The organism is Streptomyces sp. NPDC002386, assembly GCF_053593175.1.
The window spans coordinates 255,704-268,789 of sequence record NZ_JBSFBX010000006.1 but is presented as its reverse complement, the minus strand read 5'-3'; the positions used below and the strand labels follow the sequence as shown (position 1 = coordinate 268,789).

At 73.3% G+C, this 13,086-nt stretch carries 13 protein-coding genes; 10 read left to right on the top strand and 3 right to left on the bottom strand.

Features of this window, described 5'->3' with window-relative positions; genetic code table 11:
• The first annotated feature begins 23 nt into the window (after positions 1–23).
• The gene (gene ligD / locus ACWCPN_RS15215) at positions 24–905 is read left to right on the top strand and encodes a non-homologous end-joining DNA ligase (protein ID WP_451205781.1); all 882 of its coding nucleotides are present in this window, start codon (positions 24–26) and stop codon (positions 903–905) included.
• 145 nt (positions 906–1,050) lie between these two features.
• Here ligD and ACWCPN_RS15210 read toward each other — a convergent pair whose 3' ends face one another.
• Positions 1,051–1,854: a nuclease-related domain-containing protein gene (locus ACWCPN_RS15210; RefSeq protein WP_451206065.1), complete on the bottom strand. Its 804-nt coding sequence runs from the start codon at positions 1,852–1,854 to the stop codon at positions 1,051–1,053.
• 312 nt (positions 1,855–2,166) lie between these two features.
• On the opposite strand from ACWCPN_RS15210, the gene ACWCPN_RS15205 reads away from it, so the two are divergent.
• The 5 genes from ACWCPN_RS15205 to ACWCPN_RS15185 all read left to right on the top strand — a co-directional run bounded on the left by ACWCPN_RS15205 (position 2,167) and on the right by ACWCPN_RS15185 (position 7,741).
• On the top strand, positions 2,167–2,952 hold the full coding sequence (locus ACWCPN_RS15205; protein ID WP_451205778.1) for a hypothetical protein: 786 nt from the start codon (positions 2,167–2,169) through the stop codon (positions 2,950–2,952).
• Positions 2,949–4,184: an ATP-binding protein gene (locus ACWCPN_RS15200; RefSeq protein WP_199211988.1), complete on the top strand. Its 1,236-nt coding sequence runs from the start codon at positions 2,949–2,951 to the stop codon at positions 4,182–4,184. The genes ACWCPN_RS15205 and ACWCPN_RS15200 overlap by 4 nt, the downstream gene beginning before the upstream one ends.
• A 128-nt stretch (positions 4,185–4,312) precedes the next feature.
• Positions 4,313–5,674 carry an FtsW/RodA/SpoVE family cell cycle protein gene (locus tag ACWCPN_RS15195; protein WP_451205774.1) on the top strand — a complete coding sequence of 454 codons (1,362 nt, stop codon included), beginning with the start codon at positions 4,313–4,315 and terminating at the stop codon, positions 5,672–5,674.
• A 79-nt stretch (positions 5,675–5,753) separates the two neighbouring features.
• The gene (locus ACWCPN_RS15190) at positions 5,754–7,211 is read left to right on the top strand and encodes a penicillin-binding transpeptidase domain-containing protein (protein WP_451206061.1); all 1,458 of its coding nucleotides are present in this window, start codon (positions 5,754–5,756) and stop codon (positions 7,209–7,211) included.
• A gap of 44 nt (positions 7,212–7,255) precedes the next feature.
• Entirely contained in the window at positions 7,256–7,741 is a 486-nt protein-coding gene (locus ACWCPN_RS15185) for a DUF3291 domain-containing protein (RefSeq protein ID WP_365119773.1), read from the top strand.
• On the opposite strand, the gene ACWCPN_RS15180 is transcribed toward ACWCPN_RS15185, so the two are convergent.
• Together ACWCPN_RS15180 and ACWCPN_RS15175 are read right to left on the bottom strand one after the other, a co-directional pair.
• Positions 7,725–8,561 (bottom strand): hypothetical protein, encoded by an 837-nt coding sequence (locus ACWCPN_RS15180; protein ID WP_451206058.1) that lies wholly within the window; start codon positions 8,559–8,561, stop codon positions 7,725–7,727. The two genes, ACWCPN_RS15185 and ACWCPN_RS15180, sit on opposite strands and share 17 nt — an antisense overlap.
• A 36-nt stretch (positions 8,562–8,597) precedes the next feature.
• Complete coding sequence (locus ACWCPN_RS15175) at positions 8,598–9,707, bottom strand: ferritin-like domain-containing protein (protein ID WP_451205770.1); 1,110 nt, start codon at positions 9,705–9,707, stop codon at positions 8,598–8,600.
• A gap of 121 nt (positions 9,708–9,828) precedes the next feature.
• Between ACWCPN_RS15175 and ACWCPN_RS15170 the strand changes: the two genes are divergently transcribed.
• The 4 genes from ACWCPN_RS15170 to ACWCPN_RS15155 all read left to right on the top strand — a co-directional run bounded on the left by ACWCPN_RS15170 (position 9,829) and on the right by ACWCPN_RS15155 (position 13,037).
• Entirely contained in the window at positions 9,829–10,767 is a 939-nt protein-coding gene (locus ACWCPN_RS15170; protein WP_451205767.1) for an AurF N-oxygenase family protein, read from the top strand.
• Positions 10,768–10,899: 132 nt separating this feature from the next.
• A complete protein-coding gene (locus tag ACWCPN_RS15165; protein WP_451205764.1) occupies positions 10,900–11,568 on the top strand; it encodes a TetR/AcrR family transcriptional regulator in 669 nt (222 codons plus the stop codon).
• Positions 11,565–11,867, top strand: coding sequence for a hypothetical protein (locus ACWCPN_RS15160; protein ID WP_451205761.1), 303 nt, complete (start codon positions 11,565–11,567; stop codon positions 11,865–11,867). Before ACWCPN_RS15165 ends, ACWCPN_RS15160 begins: the two co-directional genes overlap by 4 nt.
• A gap of 111 nt (positions 11,868–11,978) precedes the next feature.
• A complete protein-coding gene (locus ACWCPN_RS15155; protein WP_451205759.1) occupies positions 11,979–13,037 on the top strand; it encodes a C40 family peptidase in 1,059 nt (352 codons plus the stop codon).
• Positions 13,038–13,086 lie beyond the last annotated feature (49 nt).

Sequence of the window (13,086 nt, the reverse complement as noted above, 5' to 3'; positions counted from 1 at the left end):
TGTTTTTCTGGGATTGTCATCCTATGACGCCAATCACAGAGGTGGAGGGCCGCAGGGTCGCGCTCAGCAACCTGGACAAGGTGCTGTACCCGGAGACCGGCTTCACCAAGGGGGAGCTGCTGCACTACTACGCGACCGTCGCCGACGTGATGCTGCCGCATCTGCGGGACCGGGCGGTGTCCCTGCTGCGCTATCCGGACGGGCCGGACGGGCAGGTGTTCTTCACCAAGAACATTCCGCCGGGTACGCCCGACTGGGTCATGACCGCCGAGGTGCCCCGGTCCGAGGGGCCGGCGCGGATGGTGGTCGTGCGGGACCTGCCGAGCCTGGTGTGGGCGGCGAACCTGGTGGCCGAGTTCCATACGCACCAGTGGCTGGTGCAGTCGCCCGAGGAGGCCGACCGGCTGGTGTTCGACCTCGATCCGGGGGCGCCGGCGACGATCGTCCAGTGCTGCGAGGTCGCGCTGTGGCTGCGGGAGCGGCTGGCGTCGGACGGGATCGAGGCGTACGCGAAGACGGCGGGGTCGAAGGGGCTGCATCTGCTGGCCGCGGTGCGGGGGCGTTCGCCGGAGCGGACGAGCGAGTACGCGAAGGCGCTTGCGGTGGAGGCGGAGCGGGCCATGCCGCGGCTGGTGGTGCACCGGATGGCGAAGAGTCTGCGGCCGGGAAAGGTGTTCGTGGACTGGAGCCAGAACGCGGGCCGGAAGACGACGGCGGCGCCGTACACCGTGCGCGCGCGAGCCGTTCCGCTGGTGTCCGCGCCGGTGACGTGGCGGGAGGTGGAGGGGTGCCGGGGGGCGGCGGAGCTGGAGTTCTCGGCGGGGGACGTCGTGGAGCGGGTGCGGGAGGCGGGGGATCTGCTGAAGGGGCTGGTGGAGGGGCGGGGCGTCGGGGAACTGCCCTAGGCGGCTGCCCGGTCATGCGCTACTCCCCCGCTACGGAACTGCCCTGGGCGGCTGCCCGGTCATGCGCTACTCCCCCGCTACGGAAATGTCCTGGGCGGCCGCCCTCTCGTCCGCTCCTCCCCCGCTGCAGCCTCGCCCACGTCTGCTACAGCCTCGCCCACGTCCTCCGGTCGCGGGCCATCGCGTGGAGGGCCTCGGCGTCGGCCGGTTTCAGTACGGCGCCCAGGCGGGCCAGGGCCGGGAGGTCGGCGGTGCGCAGGACGCGGACGTCCCGGGGCGGGGTGGGGGTGCGTATGTCGGTGGGGTCCAGGAGCGCCAGCAGGGGGTGGACCTCGGCGGTCAGGGCGTGGGAGGCACGGTCGGCGGCGGAGCGCAGGCGGCGCAGGACGGGCTCCGGGTCCTGGCGGCCCAGGGTGACCATCGGGTCGGCGACCAGGACCCGCTGCTTGCGGGCGTACAGGGCGTGCACGGCGAAGAGGCCGCCGGGGCCGATGAGCAGGTGGTGGATGCGGTCGCCGCCGGGGAGCGGGAGAGAGTGCAGGGTGTGCCAGCCGGCGCCCTCCAGGCGGTCCAGGGCCTCGCCGGCGGTCTGCTCGGCGGTGAGGGCGCGGCGGCGCGGGTCGGGGCGCAGGCGGCGGGCGTGGCCGGGGTCGCGGTCCAGGGCGACGAGCAGGGCCTCGCCGGGGCGGTTGGGGGCGAGGTCGTCGTCGGGGTGGAGGGTGAGCCGGGCCAGTTCGGCGGGGGTGGGCACCGGGGGCGGGCCCACGGTCACCGGGCCGGTCAGGAACGGCTTGAGGGCGTCCATCACGTCGGCCTCGCGGTCCGCCGCGACCAGGTTCACCCGGCCGGTGTCCCGGTCGTACCAGGCGACGTCCGCTCCGTCCGGGCCGCACACGTGCAGGCGTTCGTGGCCCTGCTGCCGGGCCGGCACCACGCGCAGTCCGTTCATGCCGCCCTCGCCGCCCATGCCGCTCGTGCCGCTCATGCGTGCATCACCCCCTGACCATGGGAACAGGCGGGCGCGGTGACGGCAAGAACGAGGTCGGCCGCGGAGGGCGGGGCGCAGGGTGACGCCAGGGCTGGGCCGGTGGTGAGCCTGCGGCGGGGCCGGGGGTGAGCCTGCTGCCCGGGGGGCGGGGGCGTTCGCGGACGGCCGGCAGCTGAGGTGTGCAAAAAGGACTTTCCTACGAGTTGCGCATAGGGTGTACCGGCCTCGGTCGTCACCGTCGCCCCAACCGTCCCCCGAAGCACCTGGAGCCCCGTGCCAGCCCGCAGGTCAGTCCGTCGCACCGCCCGCGCCGCGGCCGTCGTCGCCCTGGTGGCGACGGCGGCGGTGGGCTGCGGGGACCGGGGCGGGCTGGAGGGCGCCGGGGCGACACCGACCGCGGTCAGCCCGGCGCGGCTCTGGCCGGATCTGCGGCCGGCGTCCAGCCCCGCGTACCCGTACGCCGTGGCGACCCGGGAGACCGTCAAGGGCGTCACGGTGCCCGGTGACGACATCCGGAAGGTCGATCCGGTGGACGTCGTGCGGGCGGAGATCGCCGCGCATCCGGACGACTACGGCTCGAAGGGCGCGTACCACGCGACCGTGGACCGGGTGCGCGAGTGCGAGCCGGGCGGGGTACGGGCGCGGTGTCCGCTGCTCCGGGCGTACTACCGGGATCTGACCGGGGACGGCCGGGTCGAGATGACGCTCGGTTTCCGGCTGTACCCGACCAACCAGACGGCGGTGCGGGTCTACACGGTCGAGAGGCACCGGCTGGTGCAGGTGCTGGCCGACAACGACGCGATCATCGGGGTGGAGCTGGCGGGCCGGGCCCTGATCGAGCGCTCTCCGGCCGGGATCGCCGGGTACGAGTACCGGACCACCTGGATCTGGGATCAGGACCGGCGGGCCATGGTGTTCTCCCGGGACGAGTTCCTGCGCACCGGCCGGGTCCCGCACGGCCGTGGGCCGTCCCCGTCGGCATCCGGAGCGACCGCCCCGCCGGCGTCCGCGACGGCGTCCCCGTCGGCCTCCCCCGGCGCGTCCGCGAGCGGCCCATGAGGATCGCGCTGCCCCGGTGGGCCGGGGCGCTGGCGGTGAAGGCGGCCGCGTTCATCACGGTGATGAGCTGTGCGCTGGCCGCGCTGCTCGGGGTGCTGGTGCACGTGTCGGTCACCAACCAGACGGTCGGCCGGGCCCGTGACCTGGCGCTGTCCCGGCTGGACGACGCCACGGCGGCGTACGAGGCCGGGGACGCGCTGCTGCCGGGCGCGGGACTCGACCCCGACGGGCTGCCCGGGCGGCTGCGGGCGCTGGCGGTGGCCGGGAAGCGCGGCACGATGGTCTCCTCGCACCTGGGGCGGCCGACGATGTGGGCGGCGGGTCCGGCCAACGGCCACCGGGCGCTCGCGGTGGAGGTCGACTACTCGCAGCAGGCCCGGACGATCGCCGGGCTCGACCAGTCGATCCTGTGGTCGTCGGCGCTGGCGATCGGGGCGACGGTGCTGGTCGGCGCGTTCGCGGTGACCCGGGTGACCCGGCGGCTGAACGGCACCGCGCGGGTGGCCCGGCGGATCAGCGCGGGCGATCTGGACGCCCGCGTGAACGATCCGCGGACCAAGGATCCGACGCGGCCGCAGGACGAGGTGGCCGTGGTGGCCGCCGCGCTGGACTCGATGGCGTCGTCGCTGCAGGGCAAGCTGCTGAGCGAGCAGCGGTTCACCGCGGACGTGGCGCACGAGCTGCGCACCCCGCTGACCGGGCTGCACGCGGCGGCCGAGCTGCTGCCGCCGGGCCGGCCGACCGAGCTGGTCCGGGACCGGGTGGCGGCGCTGCGCACGCTCACCGAGGACCTGCTGGAGATCTCCCGCCTGGACACCCGGCGGGAGCGCCGCGAGCTGGACTTCGAGGAGCTGGGCGCGCTGGCCGGCCGGGTGGTGCGGGCGTCGGGGACGGACACCGAGGTGCGGATCGTGCGGGACGCCCGGGTGGAGACGGACCGGCGGCGTCTGGAGCGGGTGCTGGGCAACCTGGTGGCGAACGCGCACAAGCACGGGCGGGCGCCGGTGGTGCTGACGGTGGACGGCCCGGTGGTGACGGTGCGGGACCACGGGGACGGCTATCCGGAGTACCTGGTGGCGCACGGCCCGCAGCGGTTCCGGACCGAGGGCGGCGCCAAGGGCCACGGGCTGGGGCTGACGATCGCGGCCGGGCAGGCGGAGGTGCTGGGTGCCCGGCTGACGTTCGGCAACGCGGTGGACGGGGGCGCGGTCGCCGCTCTCACCCTGCCCTGAGAGCGGGCGGTGAGGGCGGTGCGGGCAGCCGGGGCCGGCGCCGGGCCGGTTGTGCCGGCGTCCACCGCTGACGCGCCCCGCTGGGGCGCCTGCCCGGCCGGACTGTCCTGTTTGGGTAAGTTCCGGACATGACCAAGGCCGGAACCGCAGTGGCCGAGCCGCGGGCGCCCGCGCGTGGTGCCCGCCTGCCCCGGCGCCGTGGCGTCGAGCTCGCGCTGATCGTGCTGGCCGTGCTGCTGTCCGTGTACGGCTACTGCGCGGTCGGTCTGGCCAGGAGCGGCAGGGTGCCGCCGGGGGCCGCCGGTTACGGTGCCGGGCTCGGTGTGCTCGCCCTGTTCGCGCACTTCGTGGTCCGCAAGCGGGCGCCGTACGCCGATCCGCTCCCGCTGCCCATCGGGGTGCTGCTCAACGGGCTCGGCCTGGTGCTGATCTACCGGCTGGACCTGGAGACGCCGGGCGACCGGGCGGCACCGGCGCAGCTGGTGTGGTCGACGCTCGGGGTGGGGCTGTTCATCCTCGTCGTGCTGATGCTGCGCGACCACCGGGTGCTGCAGCGCTACTCCTACGTGTGCGTGGTCGCCGCCCTCGTCGCGCTGCTGCTGCCGATCCTGTTCCCCGCGGTGAACGGCGCGCGCATCTGGATCAGGATCGGCGGGTTCTCCATCCAGCCGGGCGAGTTCGCCAAGGTGCTGCTCGCGGTGTTCTTCGCCGCCTATCTGGCCGCCAACCGCAACGCGCTCGCGTACACGGGCCGGCGGCTGTGGCGGATGCAGTTCCCGACCGGGCGGGTGCTCGGCCCGATCGTGGCGATCTGGCTGCTGAGCGTCGGCGTGCTGATCCTGGAGCGGGACCTCGGTACCTCGCTGCTCTTCTTCGGTCTGTTCGTCGTCCTGCTGTACGTGGCCACCGGCCGCACCGGCTGGATCGCGGTGGGCCTGCTGCTCGCCGTGCTCGGGGCGGTCGCCGTGGGCCGGCTCGAACCGCATGTGGGCGGCCGGATCCAGGACTGGCTGCACCCGTTCGCCACGATCGAGGCCGGGCAGGGCCCCAACCAGCTCTCGCAGTCCCTGTTCGCGTTCGCGGCGGGCGGGGTCCTCGGCACCGGGCTGGGGCTCGGCCACTCCGTGCTCATCGGCTTCGCCGTCAAGTCGGACTTCATCCTGGCGACGGCCGGGGAGGAGCTGGGCCTTTCCGGCCTGGCGGCGATCTTCCTGCTGTACGCGCTGCTCGTGGAGCGCGGCTACCGGGCCGGGCTCGCCCTGCGCGAGCCGTTCGGGCGGCTCCTCGCCGTCGGTCTCGCCTCGATCCTGGCGCTCCAGGTGTTCGTGATCGCCGGCGGGGTCACCGGCCTGATCCCGCTGACCGGCATGGCGATGCCGTTCCTCGCCCAGGGCGGCTCCTCGGTCGTCACCAACTGGGCGATCGTGGCGCTCATGATCCGGGTCAGCGACTCGGCCCGCAGCCAGTACGACGGCCAGGAGGCGCCGTGACCGAGTGCGGCGCGCAGGACCGGGTGGCCGGACACGCGGGGCGGGAGGCGTCATGACCGAGTACGGCGGCGGGCCGGCCATGACCCGGTACATCCGGCACGCCTGCGCGTTCTGCGTCCTGCTGCTGACGGCGCTGCTGGCCAACGCCGCCCGGGTGCAGGTGTTCCAGGCGGGCACCTACGAGTCCAACCCGGCCAACCGCCGTGCCACGATCGCCCGTTACCAGCAGCCGCGCGGCGACATCCTGGTCGGCGGCGAGCCGGTCACCGGCTCCACGGACACCGGCGAGCAACTGCGCTACGAACGCACCTACCGCGACGGCCCGTTGTACGCCCCGGTCACCGGGCACGCCTCGCAGCTGTACGGCACCACGTTCCTGGAGGACGCGGAGGACGGGGTGCTCTCCGGCGCCGACCCGATGCTGGCGCCGCTGCCGCTGTGGAACGACGTGACGCGGGGCGCCGGTCCGGGCGGCAACGTCGTCACCACCCTCGACCCGCGCGCGCAGCGGGCGGCGTACGACGGGCTGCACGGGCGCAAGGGCGCGGTGGCCGCGATCGAGCCGGCCACGGGCCGCGTCCTGGCGCTGGTGTCGACGCCGTCGTACGACCCGGCCGAGCTGTCCGGCAACAGTGAGGCGGCGTCCTCGGCGTGGGCCCGGCTCAACCACGACCCGGAGAAGCCGATGCTCAACCGGGCGGTGCGGCAGACCTATCCGCCGGGGTCGACGTTCAAGGTGGTCACCGCGGCGGCGGCGCTGGACTCGGGGGTGGTGAGGGATCCGGACGCGCGCACCCGCTCCCCCGACCCCTACCGGCTGCCCGGTACCAGGACCCGGCTGACCAACGAGGCCGACGGCTGCAGGGACGCCTCGCTGCGGGCGGCGTTCGAGTGGTCGTGCAACACGGTGTTCGCCAAGCTGGCCGTGGACGTCGGGGTGCCGGGCATGTCGGCCACGGCGCAGGCGTTCGGCTTCAACGACACCCGGCTGCGCGTCCCCTTCGCCGTCGCGCCCAGCACCTTCGACACCCGTGTGGACAAGGCGCAGCTCGCGCTGGCCTCGATCGGGCAGTACAACACCCGGGCGACTCCGCTGCAGATGGCGATGGTGGCGGCGGCGGTCGCCAACGGGGGCCGGTTGCGGACGCCGTATCTGGTGGAGTCGACCACCCGCCGGGGCGGTGAGACGCTCACGGGCGGCGGGATGCGGCCGGACCGGCAGGTGATGCGGCCGTCGACGGCCGAGCGGCTGAAGGAGCTGATGACCGACGTGGTCCGGGAGGGCACCGGCACCAACGCGGCCATCCCCGGGGCGACGGTCGGCGGCAAGACCGGCACCGCCCAGCACGGCCTCGGCAACGCCGGTGTGCCGTACGCCTGGTTCGTCTCCTGGGGGCAGGCCGACGACGATCTGGAGCCGAAGGTCGCGGTCGCGGTGGTGGTCGAGAACGCCTCGGCGGACCGGGGCGAGATCAGCGGCGGCGGGGACGCGGCACCGATCGCGAAGGACGTGATGCGGGCAGTGCTCGGCCTGTGAGACGGGGGTACCGGGAGCGGCGCCGGCCGACCTAACGTCCGGTCATGACGGATTCGGAGCCCGTGCGCCATCTCGCCCAGGTGAACATCGCCCGCCTCAAGTACCCGCTGGACTCGCCCCGGTTGAAGGACTTCGTCGACGGCCTCGACCCGGTGAACGCCGTGGCGGACGCCGCGGAGGGCTTCGTCTGGCGGCTGCAGGGCGACTCCGGCAACGCGACGGACATCGCCTTCCTCGGTGACGCCTGGCTGATCGTCAACATGTCGGTGTGGCGGGACGTCGAGTCGCTCACGGCGTTCATGTACCGGGGCCGGCACCGGGAGCTGCTGGCCCGGCGCCGTGAGTGGTTCGAGCGTCCCGGGGACGCGGTGACCGCCCTGTGGTGGGTGCCGGCGGGACACCGGCCCGACGTCGCCGAGGCGGAGGAGCGGCTGTTGCACCTGAGGGCGCACGGCCCGACGCCGTACGCCTTCACGCTGCGGACCTCGTTCCCCGCGCAGGAGGGGGTGGCGGTCAGCCGACCGGTCTGATCATCTCGGAGCGGACCTTCAGGGTGTTGCGTGCGGCGGTGTCCAGGTCGACGTCGGCGGAGTCCTTCCGCTGCAGGTCGACCTCGCCCACCACGGCCGCCGTGTTGCCGTCCGCCCAGGTGCAGACCGGGTAGGTGATCGTCACCAGGGCCTGCTTCTGGGTGAGCACCTCGCAGGAGACGGTGACGTCCGCGCCCGCCGGGGTGACGTCCCGCGCGGGCCGGGTGACGGTCACCCCGCCGGCCTCGCCAGCGCCCTTGAGCATGCCGCTGCGGACGTCCGCCTCGTTCTTGAACCTGCCGTACATGCCGGAGACGAGCAGCATGCCCTTGGTGTCGTCGCCGCCCGGGCTGTAGCGGCCGACGACGGCATGGATGTCCTTGGCGTCCCAGGCGCCGTCGGCCTCGTCCTCGACCTTCTGCCCCTCGGTGTCGGAGAGGTCCTCGGCGAGTTGGTACTTCTCGTCCAGCAGCCTGTGGGGCAGGGCCAGTTCGTTCTCGGCGGCGGGGAAGCCGGACTCGAGCACCGCGCCGACGCCCACGGAGCCGAGCACGACCAGGCCGACGACCCCGCCCACGATGCCCAGCGCCAGGCCGGGCCCGCGCTTCTTCGCGGGCGGACCCATGGGCGGCACGCCCCAGCCGGGGTAGGGCTGCTGGGGGTGGGGCTGGGGCGGGTACGGCTGCGCCTGCGGGTACGGGGAGCCGTAGGGCCCCGGGGGCGGCGGGGTCTGCGGCCCGTAGGGCCCCGGGGGCTGCTGGCCGTAGGGGCCGGGCTGCGGGCCGTGCGGGTACTGCGGCTGCTGAGGGGGTGGAGGCATGGACACGCCAGAACGGTACTGCACGGGCGGAGGGGCTCAGGCGTCGGCCGTCCCCGACTCGATCGCCTCCCCCACCTCGGCCACCCGCAGCCGTTCCTCCGCGGCGAAGCGCTCGGCGTCCAGCCGCTCGGCGATCTCCTCGTCCTGCGCCATCAGCAGGTCCAGGCTGGAGTCACCCATCTCCAGGACGCCCATGTCGACATAGGCCTGCTGCAGGCGCCTGCCCCACAGGCCGATGTCCTTCACGCAGGGCACGATGCGGCTGAACAGCAGCTTGCGGAAGAGCTGGAGGAACTCGGATTCCTCGCTGATCCGCTCGGCCTCGGCGCGTGGGATGCCGAAGTTCTCCAGCACCTCGACGCCGCGCAGCCGGTCCCGCATGAGATGGCAGCCCTCGATGACGAACTCCTCGCGTTCGCGCAGTTCGGCGTCGGTGAGCTGCTGGTAGTAGTCCCGCAGGGCCATGCGCCCGAAGGCCACGTGTCGGGCCTCGTCCTGCATGACGTAGGCGAGGATCTGCTTGGGCAGCGGCTTGTTGGTGGTGTCCCGGATCATCCCGAAGGCGGCGAGCGCCAGTCCCTCGATCAGGACCTGCATGCCGAGGTAGGGCATGTCCCAGCGGCTGTCGCGCAGGGTGTCGCCGAGCAGGGACCGCAGGTTGTCGTTGATCGGGTAGAGCATCCCGATCTTCTCGTGCAGGAAGCGGCCGTAGATCTCGGCGTGCCGGGCCTCGTCCATGGTCTGGGTCGCCGAGTAGAACTTGGCGTCCATGTCCGGCACGGACTCCACGATGCGCGCGGCGCAGATCATCGCGCCCTGCTCGCCGTGCAGGAACTGGCTGAACTGCCAGGAGGCGTAGTGCTTGCGCAGTTCGCCCTTGTCGCGGTCGGTGAGCCCGGCCCAGTGCCGGGTGCCGTAGAGCGACATCGCCTCGTCGGGGGTGCCCAGCGGGTCGTACGGATCCACCTCCAGCTCCCAGTCGATGCGCCGCTGCCCGTCCCACTGCTTGTCCTTGCCCTTCTGGTACAGGGCGAGCAGGCGGTCACGGCCCTCGTCGTACTCCCAGCTGAACCTGGCCGCCCCGCTCGCGGGCACCTGCCAGGGGGAGTCTCCCGGCTCGTCGGTGTACAGGTCATGCGTCGGCATACTTCGCAGGCTCACACGTAGACGCCGAGTCAACAAGTCATGCGCGGGGGATTGACGAGCTTGCTGACAGGCAGTCTCATAAGAAGCGGAACGTACCCCCGGGTAACGAGGTGAGGGAGCCATGACGACCCTGACGGAAGCGGACGCGCTGGACGGACTGCGCGACGCGCTCGGCCTGCTCAAGGACCGCGAACAGGTGGCCGAACGGCTGCTCGTCTCTTCCGCCAAGCACTCCTTCGACCCGGACAGGGAGCTGGACTGGGACGCGCCCTTCGAGGAGGGCAAGTGGTTCTGGCCGCCCGAGCTCGTCTCGCTGTACGGGACGCCCCTCTGGGAGCGGATGAGCGAGGAACAGCGGATCCTGCTCTCCCAGCACGAGGCCGCGGCGCTCGCCTCGCTCGGCATCTGGTTCGAGCTGATCCTGATGCAGCTCCTCGTCCGGCACATCTACGACAAGGCGGCGACGAGCGCGCACGTGCGGTACGCCCTCACCGAGATCGAGGACGAGTGCCGGCACTCGAAGATGTTCGCGCGGCTGATCTCGCACGGCGGCACCCCCTGGTACCCGGTGAGCCGGGCCCACCAGAACCTGGGCCGGCTGTTCAAGACCATCTCCACCACGCCCGGCTCCTTCACGGCCACGCTGCTCGGTGAGGAGGTGCTCGACTGGATGCAGCGGCTGACCTTCCCGGACGAGCGCGTGCAGCCGCTGATCCGGGGCGTCACGCGCATCCACGTGGTGGAGGAGGCCCGGCACGTGCGGTACGCGCGTGAGGAACTGCGGCGCCAGATGCTGACGGCGCCGAAGTGGTCGCAGGAGTTCACCCGGGTCACGTCCGGCGAGTTCGCGCGGGTGTTCTCGGTGGCGTTCATCAACCCCGAGGTCTACACGAACGTGGGACTGGACAAGCGGGAGGCGATGGCGCAGGTGAAGGCGAGCGGGCACCGGCGGGAGGTCATGCAGACCGGCGCCAAGCGGCTCACCGACTTCCTCGACGACATCGGTGTGCTGCGGGGCGTGGGCCGCCGGCTGTGGAAGTCCTCCGGGCTGCTGGCCTAGGCGGGAACCGGGCCGGCCCGGGCGGGAGCCGGGCGCGCCCGCGCCCCGCGCCCGCTCGCGCGCGGGGCGCGGGCGCGGCCGGGTGTGGCGGTGCCTGCGCGGCTTCTTCACGGTCCGATTACGCTGCTTGGCATGACCCCGCAGGCCGCAACCCCCGCCTATCGTCGGCTCAGCGTCGAGGAACGGCGCAGCCAGCTCCTCGACGCCGCTCTCTCGCTCTTCGCACACCGTGCGCCGGAGGACGTGTCGCTGGACGACGTGGCCGAGGCGGCCGGGGTCTCCCGTCCGCTGGTGTACCGGTACTTCCCCGGTGGCAAGCAGCAGCTCTACGAGGCCGCGCTCAGGTCGGCCGGCGAGGAGCTCCAGCAGTGCTTCGACGAGGCCCGCATCGGTCCCCTGCTGCCCCGTCTGTCCCGGGCGCTCGACCGCTACCTCGCCTTCGTCGACCAGCACGACACCGGCTTCAGCGCGCTGCTGCAGGGCGGCAGCGTGGTGGAGACCTCCCGTACGACGGCCATCGTGGACGGCGTCCGGCGGGCCGCGGCCGAGCACATCTACAGCCACCTCGGCGTCTGCGCGCCGGGACCGCGGCTGCGCATGACGGTCCGGACGTGGATCACGGCGGTGGAGGCCGCCTCGCTGATCTGGCTGGACGAAGGCAAGCAGCCGCCGGTCGAGGAGCTGCGCGACTGGCTGGTCGAGCAGTTCGTGGCCGTCCTGACCGTGACCGCCGGACGTGACCCGCAGACGGCGGACGTGGTCGGCGCGCTCGCCGAGGAAGACCGAGGGCCGGACCGGTGAAGAGTGAGGACACCCCGTTCGAGGGCGGGCCCCTGGACGGCCGCGTGCTGCCGGTGCTGCTGGGCCTGACCGGCCACCCCCCGAAGTCGTACCGCGTGCCGGTGCCGGACGCGGCCGGCGGCCCGCCCGCCGTGCACGTCTACCGGCGCGTGCCGAGGGGGCACAGCAAACGGCTCGGACTGGTGCGGGGCTGGAAGTACCGGTACGACCCGGAGGGCGGACCGACCGAACGGCTCAGGTGGCCGTGGACCAAGCCGGACAGCGCGCCGTCCCGCAAGCCGGACGACACGACCGGGTGAGAGCGTTGGGCCGTCTCGCCCACAATCGGCACACAAGCCCATGAACACGTCTGAATATCACCGTGCGGATGCGGACGGAGGGGCCGTCCGCCCCGTACCGGAGGTGATGACGTGTCGGCAGTACTCCTGCGCCTGGCCTGTACGGCCGCGGTGGCGGCCCAGGCCGTCCTCGCGCCCGTGCCCGCGGCGGCCGAACCCGCGCCGCCACGGACCGTCTCCCAGCTGCTGACGGACCTCCAGCGGCTGTACCGGCAGACCGAGGAGGCCACCGAGTCCTACAACGCGACGGCGGAGCGGCTGAAGCGGCAGCGCGCCGAGGTGACCCGCCTCGACGGCGAACTGGCCCGTGCCCGGCTCGCGCTGCAGGGCGGCAGGCGCGACGCCGGGCGTCTGGCCCGGCAGCAGTACCAGAACAGCAGCGACCTCTCCCCCTACGTGCGCCTGCTGCTCGCCCGCGACCCGCAGCACGCGCTGGACGAGGGCCATGTCATCGGCCGGCTCGCCCACGAACGCGCCGAGACCGTGGACCGGCTCACCGGCACCGAACGGAAGCGGGACGCGCTGGCCAGGGCGGCCCGCAAGGCCCTGGACGAGCAGCTCACCCTCACCGGGAAGCAGCGAAAGCAGCGCGACGACGTCACGGCCAGGCTCGGCGACGTCGAGCGGCTCCTCGCCTCACTGACCCCCGAGCAGCTCGCCGCGGTGGCGGCGCTGGAGCGGACCGGGGTCAGCGAGGCCCAGCAGCGGCTCACGGCCTCCGGCGCCCTCGGCGACGACAGACCGCCGTCCGGCGAGGGCGACCGGGCCGTCCGCTACGCCCTGTCGCAGGTCGGCAAGCCGTACCAGTGGGGAGCGCAGGGCCCGGCGTCGTACGACTGCTCGGGGCTCACCTCGCAGGCCTGGGACCGCGCCGGCACCCCGATCCCGCGCACCAGCCAGGAGCAGTGGGCCCGGCTGCCGAAGGTCCCGCTGAACGGGCTGCGCCCCGGTGACCTGGTGGTCTACTTCCCCGGGGCGACCCATGTGGCGTTGTACGTCGGGGGCGGCCGGGTCGTGCAGGCACCGAGACCGGGCGGACGGGTCGAGGTCTCCCCGCTGGCGTCCGCTCCGGTCCTCGGCGCCGTACGCCCGGACGGTCCCCCGCGGGATCAGGCCACCGAGGCCAGGTAGGCGGCCGTCTTCTCCGGCTCGTAGAAGCAAGCCGACGGCCCCGCGAGGC

Excerpts from the sequence above, each read along its gene's own strand:
- ligD (WP_451205781.1), top strand. The coding sequence starts at position 24 with ATGACGCCAATCACAGAGGTGGAGGGCCGCAGGGTCGCGCTCAGCAAC.
- ACWCPN_RS15175 (WP_451205770.1), bottom strand. The coding sequence starts at position 9,707 with ATGCCGACGCATGACCTGTACACCGACGAGCCGGGAGACTCCCCCTGG.
- ACWCPN_RS15185 (WP_365119773.1), top strand. The coding sequence starts at position 7,256 with ATGACGGATTCGGAGCCCGTGCGCCATCTCGCCCAGGTGAACATCGCC.
- ACWCPN_RS15200 (WP_199211988.1), top strand. The coding sequence starts at position 2,949 with ATGAGGATCGCGCTGCCCCGGTGGGCCGGGGCGCTGGCGGTGAAGGCG.
- ACWCPN_RS15190 (WP_451206061.1), top strand. The coding sequence starts at position 5,754 with ATGACCCGGTACATCCGGCACGCCTGCGCGTTCTGCGTCCTGCTGCTG.
- ACWCPN_RS15180 (WP_451206058.1), bottom strand. The coding sequence starts at position 8,561 with ATGCCTCCACCCCCTCAGCAGCCGCAGTACCCGCACGGCCCGCAGCCC.
- ACWCPN_RS15195 (WP_451205774.1), top strand. The coding sequence starts at position 4,313 with ATGACCAAGGCCGGAACCGCAGTGGCCGAGCCGCGGGCGCCCGCGCGT.
- ACWCPN_RS15165 (WP_451205764.1), top strand. The coding sequence starts at position 10,900 with ATGACCCCGCAGGCCGCAACCCCCGCCTATCGTCGGCTCAGCGTCGAG.
- ACWCPN_RS15170 (WP_451205767.1), top strand. The coding sequence starts at position 9,829 with ATGACGACCCTGACGGAAGCGGACGCGCTGGACGGACTGCGCGACGCG.
- ACWCPN_RS15210 (WP_451206065.1), bottom strand. The coding sequence starts at position 1,854 with ATGAACGGACTGCGCGTGGTGCCGGCCCGGCAGCAGGGCCACGAACGC.